18 protein-coding genes and 1 pseudogene are annotated in these 25,370 nt (G+C 75.7%); 9 read left to right on the top strand and 10 right to left on the bottom strand.

Annotated features, from left to right (window positions below):
• Window positions 1-41: 41 nt before the first annotated feature.
• Entirely contained in the window at window positions 42-737 is a 696-nt protein-coding gene (locus IE271_RS08485) for an HD domain-containing protein (RefSeq protein WP_190189565.1), read from the bottom strand.
• Window positions 738-903: 166 nt separating this feature from the next.
• Here IE271_RS08485 and IE271_RS08480 point away from each other — a divergent pair, with 166 nt between their 5' ends.
• Window positions 904-1,629: a copper homeostasis protein CutC gene (locus tag IE271_RS08480; RefSeq protein WP_190189564.1), complete on the top strand. Its 726-nt coding sequence runs from the start codon at window positions 904-906 to the stop codon at window positions 1,627-1,629.
• 339 nt (window positions 1,630-1,968) lie between these two features.
• Here IE271_RS08480 and IE271_RS08475 read toward each other — a convergent pair whose 3' ends face one another.
• Window positions 1,969-4,071: a HelD family protein gene (locus IE271_RS08475; RefSeq protein WP_190189563.1), complete on the bottom strand. Its 2,103-nt coding sequence runs from the start codon at window positions 4,069-4,071 to the stop codon at window positions 1,969-1,971.
• A 343-nt stretch (window positions 4,072-4,414) separates the two neighbouring features.
• On the opposite strand from IE271_RS08475, the gene IE271_RS08470 reads away from it, so the two are divergent.
• The gene (locus IE271_RS08470; protein ID WP_190189562.1) at window positions 4,415-4,612 is read left to right on the top strand and encodes a hypothetical protein; all 198 of its coding nucleotides are present in this window, start codon (window positions 4,415-4,417) and stop codon (window positions 4,610-4,612) included.
• A gap of 167 nt (window positions 4,613-4,779) precedes the next feature.
• On the opposite strand, the gene IE271_RS08465 is transcribed toward IE271_RS08470, so the two are convergent.
• Window positions 4,780-6,423: a DNA repair helicase XPB gene (locus tag IE271_RS08465; RefSeq protein WP_190189561.1), complete on the bottom strand. Its 1,644-nt coding sequence runs from the start codon at window positions 6,421-6,423 to the stop codon at window positions 4,780-4,782.
• A gap of 224 nt (window positions 6,424-6,647) precedes the next feature.
• Window positions 6,648-9,440, bottom strand: coding sequence for a helicase-associated domain-containing protein (locus IE271_RS08460; RefSeq protein WP_190189560.1), 2,793 nt, complete (start codon window positions 9,438-9,440; stop codon window positions 6,648-6,650).
• Window positions 9,441-9,727: 287 nt separating this feature from the next.
• Here IE271_RS08460 and IE271_RS08455 point away from each other — a divergent pair, with 287 nt between their 5' ends.
• Window positions 9,728-10,777, top strand: coding sequence for a hypothetical protein (locus IE271_RS08455; protein WP_190189559.1), 1,050 nt, complete (start codon window positions 9,728-9,730; stop codon window positions 10,775-10,777).
• Window positions 10,778-10,937: 160 nt separating this feature from the next.
• Window positions 10,938-11,567 carry an HAD family hydrolase gene (locus IE271_RS08450; protein WP_190189558.1) on the top strand — a complete coding sequence of 210 codons (630 nt, stop codon included), beginning with the start codon at window positions 10,938-10,940 and terminating at the stop codon, window positions 11,565-11,567.
• A gap of 27 nt (window positions 11,568-11,594) precedes the next feature.
• Here the strand turns inward: IE271_RS08450 and IE271_RS08445 are convergent, their stop codons facing one another.
• A complete protein-coding gene (locus IE271_RS08445) occupies window positions 11,595-11,855 on the bottom strand; it encodes a hypothetical protein (RefSeq protein WP_190189557.1) in 261 nt (86 codons plus the stop codon).
• Between the two features lie 180 nt (window positions 11,856-12,035).
• Here IE271_RS08445 and IE271_RS43560 point away from each other — a divergent pair, with 180 nt between their 5' ends.
• Window positions 12,036-12,419: a cold-shock protein gene (locus IE271_RS43560; RefSeq protein WP_190189556.1), complete on the top strand. Its 384-nt coding sequence runs from the start codon at window positions 12,036-12,038 to the stop codon at window positions 12,417-12,419.
• Window positions 12,420-12,663: 244 nt separating this feature from the next.
• Here IE271_RS43560 and IE271_RS08435 read toward each other — a convergent pair whose 3' ends face one another.
• From IE271_RS08435 to IE271_RS08420, 4 genes are all read right to left on the bottom strand, one after another.
• Window positions 12,664-13,521, bottom strand: coding sequence for a 1,4-dihydroxy-6-naphtoate synthase (locus IE271_RS08435; RefSeq protein ID WP_190189555.1), 858 nt, complete (start codon window positions 13,519-13,521; stop codon window positions 12,664-12,666).
• Window positions 13,508-14,257 (bottom strand): futalosine hydrolase, encoded by a 750-nt coding sequence (locus tag IE271_RS08430; RefSeq protein ID WP_190189554.1) that lies wholly within the window; start codon window positions 14,255-14,257, stop codon window positions 13,508-13,510. The genes IE271_RS08435 and IE271_RS08430 overlap by 14 nt, the downstream gene beginning before the upstream one ends.
• Window positions 14,227-14,730, bottom strand: coding sequence for a DUF2771 domain-containing protein (locus IE271_RS08425; protein ID WP_190189553.1), 504 nt, complete (start codon window positions 14,728-14,730; stop codon window positions 14,227-14,229). The genes IE271_RS08430 and IE271_RS08425 overlap by 31 nt, the downstream gene beginning before the upstream one ends.
• A gap of 268 nt (window positions 14,731-14,998) precedes the next feature.
• Window positions 14,999-16,423 (bottom strand): MFS transporter, encoded by a 1,425-nt coding sequence (locus tag IE271_RS08420; protein ID WP_190189552.1) that lies wholly within the window; start codon window positions 16,421-16,423, stop codon window positions 14,999-15,001.
• Window positions 16,424-16,801: 378 nt separating this feature from the next.
• On the opposite strand from IE271_RS08420, the gene IE271_RS08415 reads away from it, so the two are divergent.
• The 4 genes and pseudogenes from IE271_RS08415 to IE271_RS08400 form a co-directional block, all read left to right on the top strand.
• Window positions 16,802-17,728, top strand: coding sequence for a DUF3027 domain-containing protein (locus IE271_RS08415; RefSeq protein ID WP_190189551.1), 927 nt, complete (start codon window positions 16,802-16,804; stop codon window positions 17,726-17,728).
• Window positions 17,729-18,092: 364 nt separating this feature from the next.
• Entirely contained in the window at window positions 18,093-21,380 is a 3,288-nt protein-coding gene (locus tag IE271_RS08410) for a sacsin N-terminal ATP-binding-like domain-containing protein (RefSeq protein ID WP_190189550.1), read from the top strand.
• Between the two features lie 361 nt (window positions 21,381-21,741).
• Window positions 21,742-22,206 (top strand): cupin domain-containing protein, encoded by a 465-nt coding sequence (locus IE271_RS08405; protein ID WP_190189549.1) that lies wholly within the window; start codon window positions 21,742-21,744, stop codon window positions 22,204-22,206.
• Between the two features lie 136 nt (window positions 22,207-22,342).
• Window positions 22,343-22,735 (top strand): annotated as a pseudogene (locus tag IE271_RS08400) (IS30 family transposase); the annotation flags it as partial.
• 28 nt (window positions 22,736-22,763) lie between these two features.
• Here the strand turns inward: IE271_RS08400 and IE271_RS08395 are convergent.
• Complete coding sequence (locus IE271_RS08395) at window positions 22,764-25,244, bottom strand: HAD-IC family P-type ATPase (protein WP_190189548.1); 2,481 nt, start codon at window positions 25,242-25,244, stop codon at window positions 22,764-22,766.
• Window positions 25,245-25,370: the final 126 nt, after the last annotated feature.

Below are 25,370 nucleotides of genomic sequence, written 5' to 3'. Positions count from 1 at the left end.
GGGATTCACCGGGTGCCGGGCCCGCCGCGCGAAGGCGTGGCTCAGCCGGCCGGGGCCGCGGGTCCCGTCAGCTCCGCCAGCTCCCGGGCGAGGTTGCGGCGGGCCGGCTCCTCCCACGCGGCCGCCCCGTGCGGGGTGCGGAAGAGCCGGGGCAGGCCGAGCAGCTGCCGCAGGACGTCGGCGCGGCCCCGCCGGAAGGCGTCGTCGGGCACGAAGGCGTACTCCTCGCGGACGGCGGCCGCGTACCGCGCGTACGTCTCCGCGTCCGCCGCCAGGACCGCCAGGTCGGCGTCGCACAGCACCTGCCCGTCGCGGTCGTCGTCCGCCGGGTCGTGGGTGACGGTGAGCCGGACCAGGCGGGCGACCTCGGCCGTCCTCCGCGGCGGCACCCCGGCCTCGGGCAGGGCGCGTTCGGCGAGGCGGGCCGAGCGCTCCTCGTTCGTGGACCGCTCCGGCAGGTACACCGCGTCGTGGAACCATGCGGCGAGCCGGACGACGTCCGGGTCGCCGGCGTGTGCCGCGAGGGTGTCGACGTGGTCGAGGACCGCGCTGAGGTGCTCGACGGTGTGGTAGCGGCGCTGCGGCTCCGACCAGCGCTTGAGCAGGTTGTCGGCGTACGGCGCGGGGTCGGGCGCCGGCGTCCCGGGCGAGGGGGCGGACGCGCCGCGGGCCGCGCGCAGGGCGGCGGCCCAGCGCTCGCGCAGGGCGTCGTGGTCGGGGTGCCGGTCGGGTGCCATGGCGCCCATTGTCCCGGCCGGCCCGTCCCGGCCGGGACCGCCTGGGTGCCGGTCGCCCCGTACGGGCCCGTACGGGGCGACCTCGCGGGGCGGGGGCGGGCGGGCGTAGGCTGGGGCGGATTGGACTAGACCTGTAGCCGCCCGACCGTCCGAGGAATGGGGTCCCATGAACGAGCGTGCACTGCTGGAGGTGATCGCCCTCGACGCGGAGGACGCGGTCGCGGCCCAGGCCGGAGGCGCCGACCGCCTCGAGCTGGTGACCGACATGGCGGCCGACGGACTGACCCCGTCCGCCGCCGTGTTCACCGCGGTCCGGGCGGCCGTCGACATCCCGCTGCGCGTGATGCTGCGGCTGGCCGACGGCTTCGCGGCGGGGGACGCCGAGCAGTCCGCCCGGCTCGTGCGGGTCGCCCGGGAGCTGCGGGCCGCCGGGGCGGACGAGTTCGTGCTGGGCTTCCTGGACCCGGCGGGCGGTCCCGACCTGGCGGCGGTCGAGCGGATCGTGGCGGAGCTGGACGGCTGCCGGTGGACGTTCCACCGGGCGATCGACCGGGCCGCCGACCGGGACGCCCTGCGCGGGCTGCTCGCGGACGCGCCCGGCCTCGACACCTACCTCACCGCGGGTTCGGCGGCCGGGGTGGACGCCGGTCTCGACACGCTCGTGGCGGAGGCGGCGCGCCGGGGCGAACCCGGGTACGCGCAGTGCCTCATGGTCGGCGGCGGCCTCCGCCTCGACCACGTGCCGCGGCTGCGCGCCGCCGGGATCGACGCCTTCCACATCGGCGGGGCGGCCCGTCCCGAGGGCTGGACCTCCCCGGTGTCGGCGGCGGCGGTCCGCGCCTGGCGCACGGCGGTGGACGAACCGGCCCCGCAGACGGTGCCGGTGGGCTGACGCCCCCGGCCCGCCGGACGGCCCGGGTCCGCAGGGTGGTCCGGGTCCGCAGGGTGGTCCGGGTCCGCCGGGAGGTTCCGGCTCGTCGGTGACGGCTCCGGTCCGTCGGAGGGGCCCGGCCCGCAGGGCGCCGGCTCACTGGGCGGCCCCGGTACGTCGGTACCGACCGGCGGGTCGGAGCCGCCGCGGGGTTCCGCCGCCTCGGATCGGCCGAAGCCGCCGCCGGGCCCGGCGGCCGTACGCCTCGGCCGGGGCGCGGGCCGGGCCCGGGGCCGTATGTCTTCGCCGGGTCCGGCGGCGGTCCCGGCGCCGGACCGCCACCGGTGGTGGCGCCGGGGCTCAGCCGAGCTGTGCCGGCAGCGGCCGCGTGTGCGTGACGATCAGGCCCGACACCGCGCGGGTCAGCGCCACGTACAGGCGGCGCAGGCCGGTGCGCTCGTCCGGTTCGCCGGCGACGACGGCGGACGGCTCGTCCAGGACCACGTAGTCGTACTCCAGGCCCTTGGCCAGCGAGGCCGGGACGAGGGTCAGCCGGGTCCGCCCGGTCGTCTCCTCGCCCGGTCCCAGGTACGGCAGCCCGGCCTCCGCCAGCGCGGCGGCCAGCGCCGGAACGCGGGCGTCCGCGGCGATCAGGCCCGTCGAGCCCTCGTTGCGCAGCAGCTCCTCGCACGCGGCCACCACGTCGGCGTCGCCCGAGGCGGCGCGCACCGCGAAGAAGCCGGGGTTCTCCCGGACCGAGGCCACCGGCGTCAGGCCCGGCGCGATGTGCGGCAGCAGCCGGGACGCGTACGTGATCACGTCCGTCGGCACGCGGAAGCCCGCCGTCAGCTCCTCGACCACCGCGTCGTCCTTGCCGAGGTGGCCCAGCGCCTCCTCCCAGCTGCGCGTCGCCCAGGGCGTGGTGCCCTGGGCGAGGTCGCCGAGGACGGTGGCGGAACCCGTGGAGCAGCGTCGGCCCACCGCCCGGTACTGCATCGGCGACAGGTCCTGCGCCTCGTCGAGCACCACGTGCCCGAGCGAGTGCGTGCGCTGCACGAGGTCCGTCGCCTCGTCGATCAGCACGGCGTCGGCGGCCGACCACTTGGCGGACTTCACCGACCGCGCCGGGCGCTCCCACAGGATCGCCTTCTGCTCGTCCTCGTCGAGGATCCCCGCCGCGTGCTCGGCGAGGAAGTCCGCGTCGGACAGCAGGCGCAGCACCAGCTTGGCCGGGTCGACCGGCGGCCAGACGGCCTTGACGGCCGCCTTCACCGCCGCGTTGCGGGCGACCGCGTCCTGCACACGGTCGTCCGGGGCCTCGCCCGCCCGCTCCATCTGCACCAGCACGGCGTGCGCGATCCGCTGCGGCAGCGCCTCGCGCGCGGCCCCGTACCGGATGTCGCGGTCCAGCAGTTCCCGGACGATCTCCTCCAGTTCGTGGGCGGGCACGCGCCAGCGCCGGGAGCCGCGCACGACCACGACCGGCTCGGTGGGCGGGGTGACGTGGGAGCGCAGGGCGCGGCGCAGCACCGCCGCCATCCGGGCGTCGCCCTTGACGACCGCGGCCGTCGCGTCGTCCGTGCCGCGCACCTCGACGTGCGCCACCAGGTCGTCGACCGTGGCCTGGGCGACCTGGAGCTCGCCGAGGGCGGGCAGCACCTGCTCGATGTAGTGCAGGAACGACGCGTTGGGCCCGATGACGAGGGTGCCGGTGCGGGCGAGCCGCTCGCGGTGGGCGTAGAGCAGGTACGCGACACGGTGCAGGCCGACGGCCGTCTTCCCGGTGCCGGGGCCGCCCTGGACGCACACCGTGCCGCCGAGTCCGCTGCGGACGATCTCGTCCTGCTCGGGCTGGATGGTGGCGACGATGTCGCGCATCGGGCCCACGCGCGGGCGCTCGATCTCCTGCTGGAGCAGCTTGCTCGCGGTGGCCGCCTCGGCCGGGTCGGAGAGGTGCTCGTCCTCGTACGCGGTGAGGTCGCCGCCGGTGTAGCCGAAGCGGCGCCGCAGCCCGACGTCCATCGGGTCCTTCTTGGAGGCCCGGTAGAACGGCTGCGAGACCGGGGCGCGCCAGTCGACGACCATGGGGTCGCCGTCCGCGTCGTGGACGTGCCGCCGCCCGATGTAGAACGACTCGCCCTCCGCGCCCTCGGCCCGCTCGGCGCCGTGGGGGTCCCCCCGCTCGAGCGAAGTCGAGAGCGGGGGAGCGTGCAGGTAGTCGAGCCGGCCGAAGAACAGCGGGGTGTGGCTCAGGTCCGCGAGGGACTTGATGCGCTCGTCGATCTGACGGGCGAGGACCTCGGCGTTGACCCAGTTCGCCGTGACGTCGCGGATGTCGAGGGACTCGACGTCGGCGCGCATGGCGCGCAGGGCGGCGCGGGACGCGGCGAGGTGCCCGCGTTCGCGGGACAGCGGGTCGAGGGGGTCGGTGGTGCCGAGGGGGTCGTCGGACAGGGTGGACACGGGGATTGCCTCCGGAGAACCTGCTGGTCGGTGAGCCGGCCGGTTTCCGTCCGGACGGCGGCACTCCACGAGTGGGAGGCGGGCGGGGCCTCCGCCGGTGGCCGCCGGGGGAGGCACAGGAGCCGAGATTCTAGGGGAGCGGGACAGGCGGGGGCCAACCGTTTTTCCTGCGGCTCGCCCTGTGCCGTTCGCCGGTCTCGCGCCACCGGCCGGACCTTCGGACCGGGGGAGTCCCTAGGGGAACCGTAGGGGGACGGGTCGCCCTTGAGGCGTACGCCGGGTTCGCGCGGGTTCGGCCGGAAGGCCGATGCCCGGTGGGGCGGCCGGATCCCACCATGGAGCCATGAGCGCAGCAACCTTCGTCCCGGCCTCCTCCCGGTCCGGCCATCCGTCGGGCGGCACCTCCGCCCTCGACGCCGGCCGCCGCCGCCTCCTCGGCGACGCCCTGCGCGCCGCCAGAGCCTTCGCGGGCGCCGCCTTCGACGTGGTGGTCCTCGGCGCGTACGAGGAGGAGGCGGGAGTCCGCCGCAAGCTCCACTGAGATCCGCCGAGCCGCCGAGTCCCTGCCGAGCCGCCGAGTCCCTGCCGAGCCGCCGAGTCCCTGCCGAGCCCCCGAGTCCCTGCCGAGCCGCCGAGTCCCTGCCGAGCCCCCGGGCCCCGGTCGAACTCCCCGTCGAGGCCCGTCGGCCGATGCCCCGGGGAGGCCCGTCAGCTCTCCGCGAGCAGCTCGTCCGCGTCCATGATCCGGTACGCGTAGCCCTGTTCCGCCAGGAAGCGCTGGCGGTGGGCGGCGAAGTCCTGGTCGATGGTGTCGCGCGCGACGACCGAGTAGAAGTGCGCCTGGTGGCCGTCCGCCTTCGGGCGCAGCACGCGGCCGAGCCGCTGGGCCTCCTCCTGGCGCGAGCCGAACGTGCCCGACACCTGGATCGCGACCGTCGCCTCCGGCAGGTCGATCGAGAAGTTGGCGACCTTCGACACCACCAGGACGTTCAGCTCGCCCTCGCGGAACGCGTCGAAGAGCTTCTCGCGCTGCGCGTTGGACGTCTCGCCCTTGATGACCGGCGCGCCCAGGTGCTCGCCCAGCTCGTCGAGCTGGTCGATGTACTGGCCGATGACGAGGATCTGCTGGCCCGCGAAGCGCTTCACGATCGCCTCGGTGACCTTGCGCTTCGTCGCGGTCGTCGCGCAGAAGCGGTACTTCTCCTCCGCCTCGGCGGTCGCGTACGCCAGCCGCTCGGACTCGGTCAGGTTGACGCGGACCTCGACGCAGTCGGCGGGCGCGATGTAGCCCTGCGCCTCGATCTCCTTCCACGGGGCGTCGAAGCGCTTCGGCCCGATCAGCGAGAACACGTCCGACTCGCGGCCGTCCTCGCGCACCAGCGTCGCGGTCAGGCCGAGCCGCCGCCGCGCCTGGAGGTCGGCGGTGAACTTGAAGACCGGCGCGGGCAGCAGGTGCACCTCGTCGTAGACGATGAGCCCCCAGTCGCGGGAGTCGAACAGCTCCAGGTGCGGGTAGACGCCCTTCCGCCTGGTCGTCAGCACCTGATAGGTGGCGATGGTGACCGGGCGGATCTCCTTCTTCGTCCCGCTGTACTCGCCGATCTCGTCCTCGGTGAGGCTGGTCCGCTTCACCAGCTCGTGCTTCCACTGCCGGGCGGAGACGGTGTTGGTGACCAGGATCAGCGTGGTGGCCTTGGCCTGCGCCATGGACCCGGCGCCGACCAGGGTCTTGCCCGCGCCGCAGGGCAGCACGACGACGCCGGACCCGCCGTGCCAGAAGTTCTCCACCGCCTGCTTCTGGTACGGGCGCAGCGCCCAGCCGTCCTCGGCCAGCTCGATGGGGTGCGCCTCGCCGTCGACGTAGCCGGCGAGGTCCTCGGCGGGCCAGCCCAGCTTGAGCAGCGTCTGCTTGATCTGGCCGCGCTCGGAGGGGTGCACGGCGACGGTGTCGGGGTCGATGCGCGCGCCGACCAGCGGCGCGATCCGCTTCGACTTCAGCACCTCCTCCAGGACCGGCCGGTCGGTGGTGGTGAGGACCAGGCCGTGGGCGGGGTGCTTGGTGAGCGTCAGCCGCCCGTAGCGGTCCATGGTCTCGGCGATGTCCACGAGGAGGGCGTGCGGCACCGGGTACCGGCTGTACTCCACGAGCGCGTCCACGACCTGCTCGGCGTCGTGCCCGGCGGCCCGGGCGTTCCACAGGCCCAGCGGCGTCACGCGGTAGGTGTGGATGTGCTCCGGTGCCCGCTCCAGCTCGGCGAAGGGTGCGACGGCCCGGCGGCACGCGTCGGCCTGCTCGTGGTCGACCTCCAGGAGGAGGGTCTTGTCCGACTGGACGATGAGGGGTCCGTTCAACGCGCGTCCCTTTCTGCACGGCGGCACCCCGGCGGAAGAAAGGGGTGCTCGGCCAAACGTCCAGTGTGCCGCATCGGCCGACGATCACACCGGGGTCCCGCTCCCGCCTCCGCGCACCCGCGGCCCGGAACCGGACCCGGTCCGTACGCCGCAGGGCCCGGTCCGTACGCCGTCGCGTCCGGTCCGTACGCCGGAACCCGGCCCGTACGCCGACGGGTCCGGTGTCACGTGCGGTCGTCGGCCAGCTCCGCCACCCCGGTCACCCGGTGCAGGGGGTAGGTGCGCACCTCGTCGGCGGTGTGGTCGTACGCCGTGACGAAGCCGCCCTCGACGCGGACCGGGGCGATGACGCGCTGGCTGGCGGCTCCCTCGGCGTTGACGTAGCCGATCCACAGGGAGTCGCCGGTCAGGACGGCGGCCTGCATGGTGGCGAGGGTCTCGGCGGCGGAGGTGCGCGGGAGGGAGCCGCTGTCCTCCCCGGTGCGCTCCGGGCCCTGTCTGCGCGGGGCCGTCGCGGCGAGGTCGCCGGCCCGGACGGCCCGGATCGCGGCGGTCAGGAGCGTGGTGTCCGGGACGGGCGGGCCGTCCGGGACCGGCTCGGGCGCCGTGCGCGGCGGGGTGCGGTGGGCGTGCGCCCGGGTGATCAGGACGTCGCCCTCCGGGGACTCGGCCGCGGGCGCGAAGCCCATCGCGCGCAGGGCCTCCAGCAGCGACGCCGGGTCGGCCTGGGCCGCGAGGACGGTGGGCGCGAGGCGGCGCAGCCGCAGGGACGCGGCGCGCTTGTCGGCGAGGATCTCGTTCAGCATCGCGTCGTCGTCGCAGCGCACGTACGCGGACGCCGCGCCGATCCGGAGCTGCCCGTGCCGCCGCGCCACGTCGTCGATCAGGTACGCCAGCGGCTGCGGCACCGGCGTACGGGAGTGTGCGGTCAGGAAGGCGTGCAGGTCGGAGGCGGTGCGCCCGGCGTCGAGCGCGCGCCGCACCGAACCCGGCGTGAACCGGTACACGGTCGCGCCGCCCTTCGACTCCACGTCCGCGAGCACGCCGAGCGTCTCGGCCAGCGGCCGCTGCAGCGGGCCCGGCGCGACCGCGGTCAGGTCCGCCTGGAGCAGCACGTGGTCGAGCGGCTCGGGCAGCAGCGGCGCGAGCAGCCGCGCGGCCCGCGCGGCGGCGACGGCCGCCTCGGCGGGGGTACGGGAGGCGGGACCGCGCGAGGAGGGCGGGGAAGGCGGGGAGGACGGACGCGCGCCGGGAACCCCGGCACCGCCCGCGGCACCCGAGCGGTCCGGACCGGCCGGGCCGTCCGGGCCGACCGCCCTCTCCGGGCCGCCCGTGCCGACTGCCCCCTCCGGATCGACCGGGCCGCCCGTGCCGGCTGCCCCCTGCGAGGCGCCCGGACCGTCCGAGGCGCCCGTTCCGGCCGCTTCGTCCGCCGAGGGGCCCGTTCCGTCCGTGCCGTTCGCCGCGGCTCCCGCGCCGTCCGCAGTGCCGTCCGCGCCGGACGGCCCGTCGCCGAGCAGCGCCCGCCCGTGCGCGGACAGCGCGCCCCGCCCGGTGACGCCCAGCAGCTCCGCCTCGGACAGCGTCCACTCGACCAGCCGGGCGCGCAGGTCGTCGCCGGCCTGCGCGGTGCCGCGCAGCGCCCGCTCCCAGCGCAGCCGGGCCGTGAGCGACGCGGCGTCGGCCGAGGCGCCCTCGGGCAGCCCCGCCAGCAGGGCCAGCACGCGCCGGCGCACCTCGGGCGTCGAGGAGCGGTCCAGGCCAGGGCCCAGCGCGGACAGCGTGCGGTCCTTGGCGTCACGGCCGCCGACCAGCCCCGGCGTACGGGTCGCGGGCAGCCACGCGCCCACCAGCCGCGCCCAGCGCTCGGCCGTGGGCAGCTGGAGCCACTCGTCGTACGCGGGGGTCGCCGCGTAGCGCTCGTCGGCCTCGCCGTCGGAGGCCAGCAGACCGGCCGCGTAGGCGAGTTCCACCCAGAACGCGGCCACCGGTTCGGGGACGTCCAGGGCGGTCGCCGTCCGCTTCAGGTCGCGCACGCTCAGGCCGCCCGCGCGCAGCACGGCGGGGCCGCCCTCGTCCCAGTCCTTCAGCAGCTCCTCGACGGTCGTGAGCGCGGTGAACGCCTGCCCGGCCGCCGTCGCGTCCACCACCTGGGGACGGTGCGTCGCGCCCGGTTCGACGGCGGGCGGCAGCGGCTCCACGGTGCGGTGGGCGCGGCCCGCCCGCAGGTGGAGGGCCACCTCGCGGGGCAGGACGACGGTGCCGGGCGCCGTCGGCAGCAGCAGGCCCCGGTCGAGCAGCCAGCGCAGCCGGGGCGCGGGGTCGGCGGTCACCTGGCCGTACGGCGGGCCCCAGACCAGCCGGGACAGCACCTCGACGGAGTCGGCGGGCGCGTCGTCGAGGAGCGCGGACATCCGCTCCCGGTCGGTGAACAGCCCGGTGAGCGCGGCGACCGCCGAGACCGCGTCGTGCGTGGACGGCAGGCCCGCCGTGGTCACGATCTCCTGGATGCGGCCCGGCGACATGCCCGCGGCCGCCTCCGCGACGGTCGGCCCGAGGCCGGTGGGCGAGGGGTGCTGCGGGGAGGGCGCGAGCAGTTCGCGGGCGGTGCGGACCAGGCGCAGCCGGTCGTCCCCGCCCCACACCAGGGCCTGCGCGCGCAGCGTCCCGAGGGCGCGCGGCAGTTCGCGGGCGGTCTCCGGGTCCCCGTCGTCGCCCGCCAGCAGCCCGAGCAGCGTGTCGTACGCGGCCGGGTCCGGGGCCACGGCCAGCGCCTCCGCCGTCTGCAGCGCGAACCGGTCGAGCCGCTCCAGGGCCCGGATCACCGAGGCCCGCGTCCCGGCGCGGGTGGCGAGCTGGGTGAGGTCGGTCGGCACGGGTGTGATCAGGTCGGGGCGGGCGCGCAGCAGCGCGGCCAGGGAGTCGTCGTCGCGGGCCCGCAGGTCCTCGGCGAGCGAACGCGGGTGTGTTCCTGCAGGGACGCCCGCATCGTCGGGTGACTGCTCCTGAGCGCTCATCCGATCCACGGTAGCGAATGGCTCCGCCGCCCGGCGCGGGACGGCACGCTGGCACGGCGCCGCGCGCGACCGGCGGCCCCCGCGCGCTCACGGCACGCGCGAACGCGTACGGCGCGTACGAACGCGCACGGCACGTACGGCGTGTGCGGGTCCGTGGTCCGGCCGTCTCCGGCACGGGAACCTGGCTGATCGTTTCCGCGTGTCCTCTCCGGGGGCAGAAGCCCTGCGGAGGACGCGGTACCGTCGGTCGCGGTGGGTCACAGTCTGGGCGCCCCGGAGGGGACTTCGTGGGGATTGAGAGCGATCAGCTCGTCTTCGACTATCTGAGCCGGGTCGGCGACCTGGCCCAGCAGCGGGCCCTGCCGTCCGGCGCGCGCATGCGGCTCGTCTCCGAGCTGCGCAACGAGATCGACCGCCGGCGGTCCAAGGCCGGTCCCGACAGCCCGGCCTCGGTCCGCCGCATCCTCACCCGCCTCGGCACCCCCGAGGAGGTGGTCGACGCGGCGAACGGCGGCTCCGGGGGCGGTGCTTCCGGCGGCGCGGGCGACGCGCCCGGACCCCGCGCCTCCGTGCCGGTGCAGCCGGCGCAGTCCGCGCGCGAGCAGGACGAGGAGCGGTCGCCCCGGTCCAGGGGGCTGCGCCGGATCGTGCCCCGGCCGCGGCCCGCCGGGCCGGCCGCCGGACAGCCCGCGGGCCCGGCCGGCGGCGTGCCGTCCCCGCCGCACCTGGCCAGCACCGAGGAACTGGGGTCGAGCGCCACGCGGCCCGACTGGTGGCGCGTGGACAGCACGCCGCTCGGGCCGGGGGAGAGCGTGCCCGGGTTCGTGGGCGGCATCGAGATCCCCGAGATGCTGAAGCCGCCGCCGGAGCATCCGCCCGGCGCGCAGGCCGCGGCCCGGCCCGCCGCGGCGGAGTCCGTCGAGAAGGCCGCCGCCCCGGCCGCGGCCGAGGCCGCCGCGCCGGCCCGCCGCCGTCTGCTGCGCCTGCCCGCGCCCGGGAGCTGGGCCAACCCGCTGCTCCTGTTCGCCGCCGTGCTCCTCGTCGCGGGCGCGGCCATGGGCAACCTCGTGCCGATGGTCCTGGGCTGGCTCATCGCGTACGCCTCGCGCCGGCTCACCCCGGCCGAGTCGAAGTGGGCCGTGCTCGGCCTGCCCGGACTCGTCGCCGCCGCGGGCGTCGTCTGGCTGTGGGGCAGGACGGAGGGCCGCTGGGGCGACCCCGTCGCCGAGGGAGGCATGGGCGACGCGGTCACCGGCACCTGGCCCTGGGTCCTGCGCGGCGCGGCCGTCGCCTCGGCCCTGTACCTGCTGTGGCGCTCGCAGCGGGCCCGGGGCTGACCCGACCCCGTCCGGCGGACAGCCGACGGGCAGCCGGTGAACAGCCGGTGGACATCCGGCGGCGACCGGGCCCGGCGGCACGGCACCACCGCGATCGCCGCAGGTACGAGGTCTGTGTACGGAGTACGCGGGGACGGGCCCGGCCCGCGCTCCTTGCACAATGGCCCGCATGAGTTCTCCTGCGCCGACCGTCGGCTTCGACCTCGACATGACCCTGATCGACTCCCGGCCGGGCATCCGCGCCAACTACCTGGCCCTCTCCGAGCGGACGGGCACGTACGTGGACGCCGACCTGGTCGTCACCCGGCTCGGGCCGCCGCTGGAGGAGGAGCTGGTGAACTGGTTCCCGGCCGCCGAGGTCCCGGCGGCCGCCGACGCCTACCGTGAGATGTACCCCACGCACGCCATCGCCGCGACGCCCGCGATGCGCGGGGCCCGCGAGGCGATCGCGGCGGTGCGGGCGGCCGGCGGGCGCGCGATCGTGGTCACCGCCAAGTACGAGCCGAACGCCAAGCTCCACCTGGCGCACCTCGGCATCGAGGCGGACGCGGTGATCGGCGACCTGTGGGCCGAGCGCAAGGCGGAGGCGCTGCGCGAGCACGGGGCGACCGTCTACGTCGGCGACCACGTCGGGGACGTGCGCGGCGCGCGGGCCGCGCGGGCGCTGTCCGTCGCGGTCGCGACCGGGCCGTGCGACGCGGAGGAGCTGCGCGGGGCCGGCGCGGACGTGGTCCTCGGCGACCTCACGGAGTTCCCGGCCTGGCTGGCCGGGTACGTCGCGTCCGCCTGAGCCGCGGGACCGCGGACGGACCGGCCGTCAGGTCTGGGGCTGCGTGGCGGCGCGGGCCGCGCGGCGGCCCGCGGCGATCGACCGGAGCACTCCCGCCCCGGCGATCAGGAACCCCACGCCCATCAGCATGCTCAGGCCGAACATGTAGGTCGGGAACGGCGTCGCGCCGAGCAGCAGCGGGGCGACCGTGACCAGAGTGGCGACGGCGCCGGCGAAGAACACCAGGGCGCCGGCACGGATCAGCCGGTCCCCGGGTTCGGCGGAATTCGGTTGGGTTTTGTCACGCACCCGACCAGGGTAGTTCCCAGCGCGTAGGAACACTCCGGCGACGTCTTGTCAGCGGGCGCCGGACCATTAGCCTTGGTACCGGCGGGTCCGGGCGACCCGCTGTACTGCTATCCAGGGCGGTTTCCCGCCGTGCAGAACTTTTCCGAGCATCATCCGACGAGTACGAGGACGAGGACAGACGTGCCTACCGGCAAGGTCAAGTGGTTCAACAGCGAGAAGGGCTTCGGCTTTCTCTCCCGCGACGACGGCGGCGACGTCTTCGTCCACTCCTCGGTCCTGCCCGCCGGAGTCGACTCCCTCAAGCCGGGCCAGCGCGTGGAGTTCGGCGTCGTCGCCGGCCAACGCGGTGACCAGGCGCTCTCGGTGACGCTGCTGGACCCGACGCCCTCGGTGGCGGCCGCGCAGCGCCGCAAGCCCGACGAACTGGCGTCGATCGTGCAGGATCTGACGACCCTGCTGGAGAACATCACCCCGATGCTGGAGAAGGGCCGCTACCCCGACAAGGCGTCGGGCAAGAAGATCGCGGGCCTGCTGCGCGCGGTGGCGGACCAGCTCGACGTGTAGCGGCGTACGGCCGGCGGCACGGACCGGCGACGAGGGCCGGGGCGCGCGGAAGCGTCGCTCCCGGCCCTCGCGCGCTCCTCGGAAGAGTGGCCGGGAAGCGGGCGTCCCCGCCACGCGCCCCCTGCGTACCGGAAGGGCGCGCCCGTCGCACCGGGGACCGCGTCAGGCCCGGCCGGGACCGCACGGGCGGGTCGGGGCCGGCCGGGACCGGAGCACCGCCGCGCGGGACCGTACCGGCGTCGCCTCAGGGGAACGACAGCGCGTCCGGTCCCAGGGCCGGCACCAGGCCCTCGGCCGCCGCGCGGGTCAGCAGGCCGCGGACCGCCGCGTATCCGTCCTCGCCGAGGTCGGCCGTGAACTCGTTGACGTACAGCCCGATGTGCTGGTCGGCGACGTCCGGGTCCATCTCCTGGGCGTGCTCCAGGACGTACGGCCGGGAGGCCTCCGGGTCGTCCCAGGCTGCCCGGACGGAGGCGCGGACCGAAGCGGCGAGCGCCTCCAGGCGCTCGGCGCCCAGCGACCGCTTGGCGATGATCGCGCCCAGCGGGATCGGCAGCCCGGTCGTCGCCTCCCAGTGCTCGCCCATGTCGGCGAGGCGGTGCAGGCCGTAGTTCTGGTAGGTGAAGCGGGCCTCGTGGATGACGAGCCCCGCGTCGACCTTCCCGTCCCGCACGGCGGGCATGATCTGGTCGAACGGCATGACCACGATCTCGCCCACGCCGCCGGGGACCACGTCGGCGGCCCACAGGCGGAACAGCAGGTACGCCGTCGACCTCTCGCTCGGCACGGCCACCGTCCGCCCGGTGAGGTCCGTGCCCTCCTCCCTGGTCAGCACCAGCGGCCCGCAGCCCCGGCCCAGCGCGCCGCCGCAGGGCAGCAGCGCGTACTCGTCGAGGACGTACGGCAGCACGGCGTACGACACCTTCAGTACGTCGGACTCGCCGCGCTCGGCCATGCCGTTGGTGATGTCGATGTCGGCGAAGGTGACGTCGAGGGCGGGCGCGCCCGGCACCCGGCCGTGGGCGAGGGCGTCGAAGACGAAGGTGTCGTTGGGGCAGGGCGAGTACGCGATGCGCAGGGTGTCGGTCTCAGCGGGGGTCATGGGTGTTCCACCTCTCCAGTACGGGTGCCAGCTTCCCGAAGGCGCCGGTCAGGGCCGCGAGGGCGTCGCCGATGCGCCAGGCGGCGCGGTCGCGGGGGCCGATGGGGTTGGAGACCGCGCGGATCTCCAGCACGGGGGTCCCGTGCGGGGCGGCGGCCTCGGCGACCCCGAAGCCCTCCATGGCCTCGGCGAGCGCGCGCGGATGCCGGGCGAGCAGCTCGGCGGAGCGTTCGGCGCTCCCGGTCACGGTCGACACGGTGAGGACCGTGCCGGGGCGCGCCCCGGTGACGTCGGCGATGTCTCGTACGAGTGCTTCCGGCGGACGGTGGGTGACGGTGCCGAAGCCGAGGCCGGTGACCGGTACGAAGCCGTCGGGCGTCTCGGCGCCGAGGTCGGCGACGGTGATCTCGTCGGCGACGACGAGGGAGCCGACGGGGGCCGCGGGCGCGAAGCCGCCGCCGATGCCGGCGGAGACGACCAGGCGGTACGGCGCGCCGGCGAGCGCGGCGGCGGTCAGCGCGGTCGCGGTGCCCGCCGCGGCGGCCGCGGGGCCGACGCCGACGGCGAGCAGGTCGAACGCGCCGGTGCGGTGCAGGACGGCTCCGGGCAGCGGCACCTCGCGGGCCGGTCCCGGAAACGCCCTCGCCACCGCGTCCCGCTCGGCGGGTACCGCGGTGGCGACGAGGAAGGGCGTGCCGGACGTGGTCAGGCGTCCTTCTCGAGCTTGAACGACCACACGCCGTGGACGGTCTTGTCGCCCTGCCGGACGGAGACCAGCGAGGAGTCGCCCTGCGCGCCGTACTGGGCGTTGAAGAACACGCTGCCGGGGATGGTGCGGTACGTCTTCTTGCTGGAGTCGGTCAGCGGGTTGCCGTTCAGCAGGATCGTCCAGCTGTCCTCGGCGATCTCCGGGTCCACGCCGAAGCGCACGGTCTCGTCCGGGTCGACCGTGATGGACTTGATGTCCTTGCTCTTGAGGCACTTCGCGATGTCGTCGGTCGACACCGCCTTGTCCTCGTCGTAGCAGTAGCTCTCGGTCTCGGAGCTCACCGAGTCCTTGCCGACCGTGAGGGTGGCCACGGGCGTCGGCTTGTCACAGGCGGACAGCACCAGGAGTCCGGCGGAAACGGCGCCGACGGCGGCGACGGCACGGCGGTGGCGTGCGGCGCGGATGCCGGGCACGGCGCTGAGGCGGGGCAGGGTGGTCATGCGCGAAGGCTATCGGGCGACTCCCGTGCCCATGCCACGCGGGGTGCGGCGTGCCGCCGGTACCCCACCCGGGAGCGCTGCCGGCATCCGTCCGGGAGCCCCGCCGGCGTCCGCCCGTGGGCGCCGTCGGCACCCGCCCGTGAGTGCTGCCGAAGCCCGCCCGGGAGCGTCGCCGGTACCCGCCTGAGGGCACCGTCCGCGCCTCGGAGCGCCGCCGGCCCCGCCCGGCGGAGGCCGTCCCCCGGGCTCCGCGTCCCGCGCCGCGGGGTCAGACCACCCGGGGACGGGAGGCGGCGCCGTGCCGGGCCGAGGCCAGCAGGCCGCGCACCGTGGTCAGCCAGCCGGCGGCGACGATCGCGGCGGCCACCGCGAGGCCCAGTACGCCGTTGAGCGGCAGCGCGATCCCGACGGCGCCGCCGACCACCCACGCCATCTGCAGCAGCGTCTCGGAGCGCGCGAACGCCGACGTGCGCACCTGCTCCGGCACGTCCCGCTGGATCAGCGCGTCCAGCGACAGCTTGGACAGGGCCTGCGCGAACCCGGCCATCGCGGCGAGCACCGCGACGAAGAAGGCGCTGAAGAACACCGCCGAGGTGACCGCCGTGCCGAGGACGGCCGCGACCACCGTCACGATGATCAGCTCGGGCGCCCGCGACCTCAGCCAGGCCCCGACCGCCGTGCCCAGCGCGTTGCCCGCGCCCGCCGCGACGCCGACGATGCCCAGCGACACCGCCGCGTTCTGCCCGGCGAGCGGGTGCTCGCGCAGCAGGAAGGCCAGGAAGAAGGTCAGGAAGCCGGACAGGCACCGCTGTGCGGCGTTCACGGCGAGCGCGTGCGTGACGGCGGTGCCGACCGTGCGCAGGCCCGGGCGCCGGCCCGCCTTCGGGCGCGGCCCGCGCAGGTGCTCCTCGTCGGCGGCCAGCAGCGCCTTGCCCTCGCCCTTGGCGGAGTCGACCTTGTGGGGCAGCGAGAACGACAGGAACGTGCCCGCCGCGAAGATCACGAAGGCGCCGTAGAGCGGCCAGCGGGGCCCCAGGACCTGCAGGCCCGCGCCGACCGGGGCGGCCACGCCCGTGGCGAGCAGGCCGCCCAGGGTCACCCTGGAGTTCGCCTTCACCAGGGAGAAGCCCGGCGGCAGCAGCCGGGGCACCACGGCGCTTCTGACCACGCCGTACGCCTTGGACGCGACCAGCACGCCCAGCGCGGCCGGGTACAGCTCCAGGCTTCCGGTGACCACCGCGCCCGACAGCAGCAGCGCCAGCAGCGCCCGGGCCGACATCGCGCCCGCCATCGCCGCGCGGCGGCCGTGCGGAAGCCGGTCCAGGAGCGGCCCGATCACCGGGGCGAGCAGCGTGAAGGGCGCCATCGTGATGGCGAGGTAGAGGGCGACCCGGCCGCGGGCCTCGTCGGTGGGGACGGAGAAGAACACGGTCGAGGCGAGCGCGACGGTGATCATGACGTCGCCCGCGCCGTTCACCGCGTGCAGCTCGATCAGCTTGCCCAGGCCCGACTCGCCCGCGCCGTGCGCGTGCGTCACCCGGCGGATGCCGCGGGCCGTGCCCGTGAACGGCCGGTGCAGGGCGCGCCCGACGGAACGGACCGCGCCGCCCACGGGACGCGGCCCGCCGGTACGGCTGTGTCCCCGCGAACCTCCGGTTCCGGTGGTTCCCTGGGGCGACCTCGCGGCTGCCACTCCGTCATAGTGCCCCGCCATCGGCCGTGATAGTGCCGTTACCGTCCGTAGGGGGAGTGGCGCGCCCGGGTGACCGGCGTGGCGCGAGCCGAAAACGGTGGCCTGCGGGGCTTCGTCACGGGCCCGGCGGGAGCGCCGCGCGGCAAAGCGTCCCCGCCGGTGTGGGCCCAGGGGCCCGGACGAGGTAGCGTGCGTAACGCGCCCGCGGTGGTTGTTCTCGGCCGCGCGCCTTCCGGCCATCCCGCAGAATGGATGGAGTAGGTGCGCCCGAGCGCTATCGGGCACGGACGTCGACGCGGCCCCCCGGTCCGCTCCGTCCGCAGTCCACCGCCGAGGGACGGCGCACTCGTGAGACGGCGTAGGAGAGAAGCGATACCTGTGAGCGCAGCGACAACGCGAAGCCGCACCCCCGACCGTCTGTGCGCCGAGGCCGTCGACCTCGCCCGCACCGCCGCCGAGGAGGCCGCCGCGCCCGGCGTCGTCGGGGAGCACGTCGGCCTGGTCTCCGAGGGCGACCGCGTTGTCACGCACTTCTTCGAGTGCAAGGAGTTCGGCTACCGCGGCTGGCGCTGGGCCGTCACGGTCGCCCGCGCCTCCCGCGCGAAGGTCGTCACCCTGGACGAAACGGTGCTGCTCCCCGGCCCCGACGCGCTGCTCGCCCCGGAGTGGGTGCCGTGGAGCGAGCGGCTGCGCCCGGGCGACATGGGCCCCGGCGACCTGCTGCCGACCGAGGCCGAGGACCTGCGCCTGGAGCCCGGCTTCACCGGCGAGGAGGAGCCCCCGCCGAACTCCGCCGTGAGCGAGGAGATGCGGGACCTCGTCGAGGCGGAGGACCTGGAGGTCACCGACGGGCCGCCCGCGGACCTGCCCGCCGCGCCGGAGCGCGGCTCGATCACGGCGGTCGCCGAGGAGCTCGGCATGCGCCGCGCCCGCGTCCTGTCCCGCTACGGGCTGCACACCGCGGCCGACCGCTGGGAGGAGGCGTACGGCCCCAAGACGGCGATGGCGCAGGCGGCGCCCGCGACCTGCGTGAGCTGCGGCTTCCTCAGCCCCATCGGCGGCTCGCTGGGCCAGGCCTTCGGCGTCTGCGCCAACGAGTTCGCGCCGGCCGACGGCCGGGTGGTGTCCCTGGCGTACGGCTGCGGCGGCCACTCGGAGGCCGCCGTCGTCCCGAAGCCCCCGCGGCCCGCGGACCCGGTGATCGACGAGACGAGGGTGGACCCCTTCCCGCTGCGCCCGTCCCCCGACTCGGGCTCGGTCCCCCTGACGACGGACGAGCCGAGCGCGGAGCTGGGGCACTCGTAGCGGGCGAGCGAGCGGGGCGGAGGGCGGCCCGGTCCGCCCCGGGCTCCGGCGCCCCCGAAGCGGCGCAGCCGGCCTCGCAGGCGACCGGTCGCGTCCGGCCCACAGGTCCGCGAACCCGCGGCTCGTGGCCCGGCGCGTCCGACCCGGCCGCCCGGCGCAGTCACCCGGCCACCGCAGCGGGCCGCCGTCCCGGCGCCGCCGGCCCGGGCGGCCACGGGCGCGAGAGCGTGGCGGGGCGCCCGCGTGCGGGGAACCCGTCCGCGCCGGGCACCGCGCCGCGCGCGGTACCTTCGTGCGGCGACGGGCCGCCGTGTGCGGCGACAGGCCACCGCGCGGCCGCGCACCGCGAGAGGGAGAGTGAACCGTGAGCAAGTTCGTGCGGCCGGCGGCCGAGGGCGCGGACCCGTTCGGGACGGCGCGTCTGCGGCGCGGGGTGCTGGACGCCTGGGCCACCAGTCCCGCCCGGTTCCGGGAGGACGCCAACGCCGAGGAGGAGCTCGTCCTCGGCGGCTACCGCGACCGCCTCGTCGTCGAGCTGGCCCAGAACGCCGCCGACGCCGCCGCCCGCGCGGGCGTGCCCGGCCGGCTGCGGCTCACCCTGCGCGACGGCGTCCTCGCCGCCGCCAACACCGGCGCCCCGCTGGACGCGGCCGGCGTCGAGTCCCTGTCCACGCTGCGCGCCTCCGCCAAGCGCGACGACGCCGGGCAGGGCGCCGTCGGCCGCTTCGGCGTCGGCTTCGCCGCCGTGCTCGCCGTCACCGACGAGCCCGCCCTCGTCGGCCGCCACGGCGGCGTCCGCTGGTCCCTGGCCGAGGCCCGCGACCTGGCCGCCGACACCGCCCGCCACAGCCCCGGCCTCGGCGACGAGCTGCGCCGCCGCGACGGCCACGTACCGCTGCTGCGCCTGCCGTTCGCCGCGGAGGGCAGCGCCCCGGAGGGCTACGACACCGTCGTGATCCTGCCGCTGCGCGACGCCGCCGCGGCCGCCCTCGCCGAGCGGCTGCTCGCCGGCGTCGACGACGCGCTGCTGCTCGCGCTGCCCGGCCTGGCGGAGATCGTCGTCGAGACCGGGGACGGGAGCGGGGACGGGGACGGGGACGTGCGGACGCTGCGGCGCGAGGACGACGGCCCGCACGAGGTCCTCGTCCGCGACAGCCGCGACGGCGACACCCGCTGGCGCGTCGCCTCCCGCCACGGCGCCCTGGACCCCGGCCTGCTCGCGGACCGGCCCGTCGAGGAGCGGCTGCGCCCGCACTGGTCGGTGACCTGGGCGGTGCCGGTCGACGCCGAGGGCGCTCCGGCCCGTCCCCGCACCGCGCCCGTCGTGCACGCGCCGACCCCCAGCGACGAGGCCCTCGGCGTGCCCGCCCTGCTCATCGCCTCGCTGCCGCTCGACCCCACCCGCCGGCACGCGGCCCCCGGCCCGCTGACCGATTTCGTCGTGGAGCGCGCGGCCGACGCGTACGCCGAGCTGCTCGCCGCCTGGCGGCCGGTCACCCCCGAGATCATCGACCTCGTCCCCGGCCCGCTCGGCAGGGGCGAACTGGACGGCGTCCTGCGCCGGGCGATCCTGGAGCGGCTGCCGCGCACCGCGTTCCTTCCGCCCGCCTCCGGTGCCGGGGGCCCGGGGGACGACCCCGGCGGGTGGCACGGGGAGCCCCGTCCGCGGCCGGCCGGCGCCCGCTCCGAACCGGACGCCTACGAGCCCGGCCAGGACGTCGCCCTCGACGGAGGGGTCGGCGACAACGGTGTCCCCGAGGCGCTGCGCCCCCGCGACGCCGAGGTCGTCGAGGGCGCGGGGGCCGAGACCGTACGGGTGCTCGCCGAGGTGCTGCCCAGCCTGCTGCCCGCCGGGCTCGAACGCCGCGTCGAGCTGCGCACGCTGGGCGTCGCCCGCGTCCCGCTGACCGAGGCCGTCGACCGGCTGGCCGGCCTGGAGAAGGAGCCGGGCTGGTGGTGGCGGCTGTACGACAGCCTCGCGGGCGTGGACCCGGACCGGCTGACCGGGCTGCCCGTACCCCTGGCCGGGGGCACCTCCCGGGCTTTCGGCACCGGGGGAGGCCGTACGGCCATCGGGCCGCGGCAGGTGCTGCTGCCCACCCCGGACGGAGTGCAGGCCGCGCCCGACGTCCTCGCCCGGCTCGGCCTGAAGGTCGCCCACCCGGACGCCGCCCACCCGCTGCTGGAGAAGCTGGGCGCGCTGCCCGCCACCCCGCGCGCCGTGCTGACCACCCCGCAGGTGCGGGCCGCCGTCGCCGCCTCGCTCGACGACGACGCGGCCTGGGACGAGGACGCGCCGGACGCCGAGGAACTGGCCGACACCGTGCTCGCGCTCGTCCGCGACGCCGGGCTCGAACCGGGCGACGAGCCGTGGCTCGGCGCGCTCGCCCTGCCCGACGAGGACGGCGAACTCGCCCCGGCCGGCGAGCTGGTCCTGCCGGACAGCCCCTTCGCGCGGGTCATGCGCGAGGGCGAGCTCGCCCACGTGGACGCCGGGCTGGCGGAGCGCTGGGGGGAGCAGCCGCTGGCCGCCTGCGGTGTGCTGACCACGTTCGCCCTGGTCAGGGCCACCGACGTGGTCCTCGACCCGGACGAGCTCGAACCGCGCGAGGGCGACTTCGCCGAGCCCGACGACGCCGGGCTGCTCGACGCCGTCGACGTGTGGTGCGAGGACGTCCTCGACCGGCTGCCCGACGCGCCCGTACCGCCGGTGGCCACCGAACTCGTCGCCGTCCGCGACCTGGACCTCGTCGACGACGACCGCTGGCCCCAGGCGCTCGCGCTGCTGTCGCGGCCGCCGCTGAGGGACGCGCTCACCCAGCCCGTGCGCGTCCTGCTGCCCGACGGCACGCACGAGATCGTCCGCCCGTACACCGCCTGGTGGCTGCGCGGGCACCCGGTGCTCGACGGCCGCCGCCCGGCCGGACTGCGGGCCGCCGGGGGAGACCCGCTGCTCGCGGGCCTGTACGACGAGGCCGACGCGAGCGGCTTCGACGACGAGCAGGTGCTGCGGGCCCTCGGCGTGCGCACCTCGGTGGCCGCGCTGCTCGACGAGCCGGGCGGCGCCGCCGAGCTGCTCGACCGGCTCGCCGACCCCGACCGCCCCGTCTCGCCCGCCCAGCTGCACGCCCTCTACGGCGCGCTGGCCGAGCTCGACCCCGAGCAGGTGACGCTGCCGGACGAGCTGCGGGCCGTGGTCGACGGCGAGGTCGCGGTCGTCGACGCGGCCGACGCCCTCGTCGTGGACTCGCCCGACCTGCTGCCCTTCACCGCGGGCGTCCCGCTGCTGCCGGTGCGCCCCGCGCGGGCGGCCGAGCTGGCCGAGCTGTTCCAGGTGCGGCGGCTGAGCGAGTCGGTGACCGGCGAGGTGACGTCCGAGGGCACGGAGCACGACGTACCGGAGTCCGTACGCGTCCTGCTGGGCCCCGGGACCCCGGCCTCGTACGTCGAGCACGACGAACTCGTCGTCGACGGCGTCGGACTGGACTGGCGCCGTACCCGCGACGGCGTGCTGCACGCGTCCACCCTGGAGGGCGTCGCGGCGGGCCTGGCCTGGGCCGCCGGCCAGTGGCCGCGCCGCTTCGAGGTGGCCGCGCTCCTGGAGGACCCGTCGCGCACCGGGGAACTGGCGCGGGACCGCTGGTTCGACTGAAGCGGCGGGCGCCGGCTCCGGTGACGCCGTCGACGTGCCGTAAGGCCCCCGCCGCCTGCATGGGGGCCTCCACCGACTGTGTCGTCCGACCGAGCTGCATCGCATACTAAGCGGTCGCTTGCCGATCTGGGAACAGCCATGACCACGCGGGAGTCATGGACCGGAGCGACAGCCGTCGACTCCGGCACCTCCAGCCACCCGCGGCACGAGGGCGCCGAAATCGAGCCAAAGGGGCTCCCGTCCCTGGCGCCCGCCCCTTGCCGCGGGCGATAATTGAACCGTCAACCAAATGGTCTGACCGGTGGTGGCCCCGGCGACCTGGCCATCCCTCGTGCTCGACCCACAGCAGAGGAGAACTCACATGAGCTTCCCGCTCGTGCGCAACCCTGGCGAAGGCACCCTCTACCACTATTACGACACCATCCAGGAGCAGGTCGTGTCGACCTCCGAGACGCGAGGAGTGGCCACCGTCCTGCGGCTGACCATGCGCCCGTCGGACGCGCCGCCCCTGCACAGCCACAGCCGGGAGGACGAAAGCTGGGTGATCCTGTCCGGCCGCGTCCGGTTCTGGGTCGGATCGGCCTCGCTTGACGAGTGTGACGTCCATGACGCCGGGCCGGGCGCCTATATCTTCGGCCCCCGTCTGGTTCCCCACACCTTCCAGCCGATCACCTCGACGGCCGAGGTGTTGCAGATCAACAATCCCGGGGCCATCGAGGGCTACTTCCGGTCGATCGGCTCCGCCGACGCGCGTCACGACACGGACCATACCGACCTGCTGGCCCAGTACGGCGTGACACTCCTGGACGGCCCGCCGAAGGCCTGAGGCCGTTCTCGCGCGGGCCACCCCTCGGGTGACCCGGGCCGAGGCCGCTGGGGCGGGAGAAAGCTCAAGGGAGAACGCTCAGCCCTTCAGGCCGCTCGCGAACCCCTTGATGACATACCGCAGCAGGACCAGGATACGCAGCACCCGCTACGTGATGCTCCTCCACCTGCCCGCCGACCACACCGCAGCCAGCGTCCGCGACGCCCTGACGGAGGCCGCACATAGGCTGCCGGCGCACCTCAAGCAGTCGCTGACGTGGGACCAGGGCTCCGAAATGGCCGCCCATCACAGCTTCACCACCGCCACGGACGTCCCGGTCTACTTCTGCGACCCGGCAAGCCCCTGGCAGCGCGGCTCCAACGAAAACACCAACGGCCTGCTGCGGCAGTACGTCCCGAAGGGAACCGACCTGTCCGTCCACAGCCGTGAACACCTGGACGCCGTCGCCGCCCAGCTCGACGGCCGCCCACGCAAAACGCTCGGCTGGGAAACCCCGGCCGAGCGTCTGCATAAACTGCTTGCCGTCTGACACAACCGATCACGTGTTGTGACGATCCCTAGAATTCGCCGCCCGGCGGCGGGGCCCAGGCGGAGAAGCGGCGGCCGACCCACCTCCACAGGAGCTCCAGGGCGGCCGCCGCCACCGCCGCGACCCCCACCGCGGCCCACGGCATCGTCGTGCCGACCAGCCGCAGCGCGAAGAAGTCCTGCAGCCACGGCACGGCCAGGACGAGCACGAACCCGGCCGCCATCGCCGCGACCAGGCAGATCCGCCACCAGGTGTACGGCCGGGCGATGATCGCCAGCACCCACATGGAGACCAGGAACAGCGTCAGCGTCGCCGCGCTCGTCTCGGCGTCCAGCGCGCCGGGGCCCCGGTAGTGGTGCCGGGCCAGCAGGTACGTCGCGAAGGTGGCGAGGCCCGCGACGACCCCGCCCGGGATCGCGTACCGCATGACCCGGCGCACGAAGTGCGGCTGCGCCCGCTCCTTGTTGGGCGCCAGCGCCAGGAAGAACGCCGGGACGCCGATGGTCAGCGTCGACAGCAGCGTCAGATGGCGCGGCAGGAACGGGTACTCCACCTGCCAGCACACCACCAGGAGCGCAAGCAGTACCGAGTACACCGTCTTGACCAGGAACAGCGTCGCCACGCGCGTGATGTTGCCGATCACCCGGCGGCCCTCGGCGACCACCGACGGCAGGGCCGCGAAGCTGTTGTCCAACAGCACGATCTGCGCCACAGCCCGGGTCGCCTCCGAGCCCGAGCCCATCGCGACGCCGATGTCCGCGTCCTTCAGGGCCAGTACGTCGTTGACGCCGTCGCCGGTCATCGCCACCGTGTGCCCGCGCGACTGGAGCGCGCCCACGATGTCGCGCTTCTGCTGCGGGGCGACCCGGCCGAAGACCGTGCCCGTCTCCAGGGCGGTCGCCATCGCGTCCCGCCCTGCGGGCAGTTCGCGCGCGTCGACCGGGTGCTCCGCGCCGGGCAGCCCGAGCTTGCCGGCCACCGCGCCCACCGAGACGGCGTTGTCACCGGAGATCACCTTCGCGTCCACGTCCTGCTCGGCGAAGTAGCGCAGGGTGTCCGCCGCGTCCGGGCGCAGCCGCTGCTCCAGGACGACCAGCGCGGCGGGCCGCACGTCCCGTGCGACCTCCGGGTCGTCCAGGTCCTTCGCGGCCCGCGCCAGGAGCAGGACCCGCAGGCCCTCCTCGTTGAGCCGGTCGGTCTCGGCGAGCACCGGGTCGCCGGCGGGCAGCAGCACGTCGGGCGCGCCCAGCAGCCAGGTGCTGTGCTCGCCGTCGCCCTCGCTGAACGTCGCCCCGCTGTACTTGCGCGCCGAGGAGAACGGCAGCGACTCCACGCACCGCCACTCCTCGCTGTCCGGGAAGGCGTCGACGACCGCCTGGAGCGAGGCGTTCGGCCGCGGGTCGCACTCGCCCAGGGCGCCGAGCACCTTGCGCGCGTACGCCTCGTCGGCCTCGTCGGCCTCGTCGGCCTCGTCGGTCCTGTCCGGCCTGCTCGCCCCGTCCGCCCCCGCCATCACCCGCAGCTCCGTGACGGCCATGCCGCCCTCGGTCAGCGTGCCCGTCTTGTCCAGGCAGACGACGTCGACGCGGGCCAGCCCCTCGATGGCCGGCAGCTCCTGCACCAGGCACTGCCTGCGGCCGAGCCTGATGACGCCGATGGCGAAGGCCACCGAGGTCAGCAGCACCAGGCCCTCGGGGACCATCGGCACGATGCCGCCGACCGTGCGCGCGACCGAGTCCCGGATGTCGTTGTCCTCGACCACCAGCTGGCTGACGACCAGGCCGATCGCGGTCGGGACCATCATCCACGTCACGTACTTGAGGATCGTGGAGATGCCCGAGCGCAGCTCGGAGTGGACCAGGGTGAACCGGGATGCCTCCTCGGCGAGCTGCGCCGCGTACGCCTCCCGGCCGACCTTGGTGGCGGTGAAGGCGCCGCTGCCCGCGACCACGAAGCTGCCCGACATCACCTCGTCGCCGGGGTGCTTGACGACCGGGTCGGCCTCGCCGGTGAGCAGCGACTCGTCGACCTCCAGGCCGTCGGCCTCGGCGATCCGCCCGTCCACGACGATCCGGTCGCCGGGCCCGATCTCCAGCAGGTCGCCGAGCACGATCTCCGAGGTGCCGACCCGGGCCGACGCGCCGTCCCTGCGCACCGCCGGCCGGACCTCCCCGATCACCGCCAGGGAGTCCAGGGTCTTCTTGGCGCGCCACTCCTGGATGATGCCGATGCCGGTGTTGGCGAGGATCACGAAGCCGAACAGGCTGTCCTGGATCGGCGCCACGACCAGCATGACCAGCCAGAGCACGCCGATGATCGCGTTGAACCGGGTGAAGACGTTGCCCCGGACGATGTCCAGCGTGGAGCGGCTGCTGCGCACCGGTACGTCGTTGACCTCGCCGCGGGACACCCGCTCCGCGACCTCGGCCGCGGTCAGCCCCGCCGCCCGCCCGGGCAGCGGCACGGGGTGCACGGGGTCGAGCTCGGCGCCCGCGTCGATGTGCGTCATGCATTCGACGGTACGGGCGGACCCGCGCCTTCACCCGCCGAGCGGCCCGAAGTCCGACCTGCGGAGGAGCGGCCGTGATGCCGTGGTTGTACATCCGCCGGCGAGGACGGCCGGGTGAACGGCGAT

Source organism: Streptomyces minutiscleroticus (assembly GCF_014650875.1).
Lineage (GTDB): Bacteria > Actinomycetota > Actinomycetes > Streptomycetales > Streptomycetaceae > Streptomyces > Streptomyces minutiscleroticus.
Note: the sequence above shows the minus strand (reverse complement) of the source record. Positions and strands in the feature narration are given on the sequence as shown.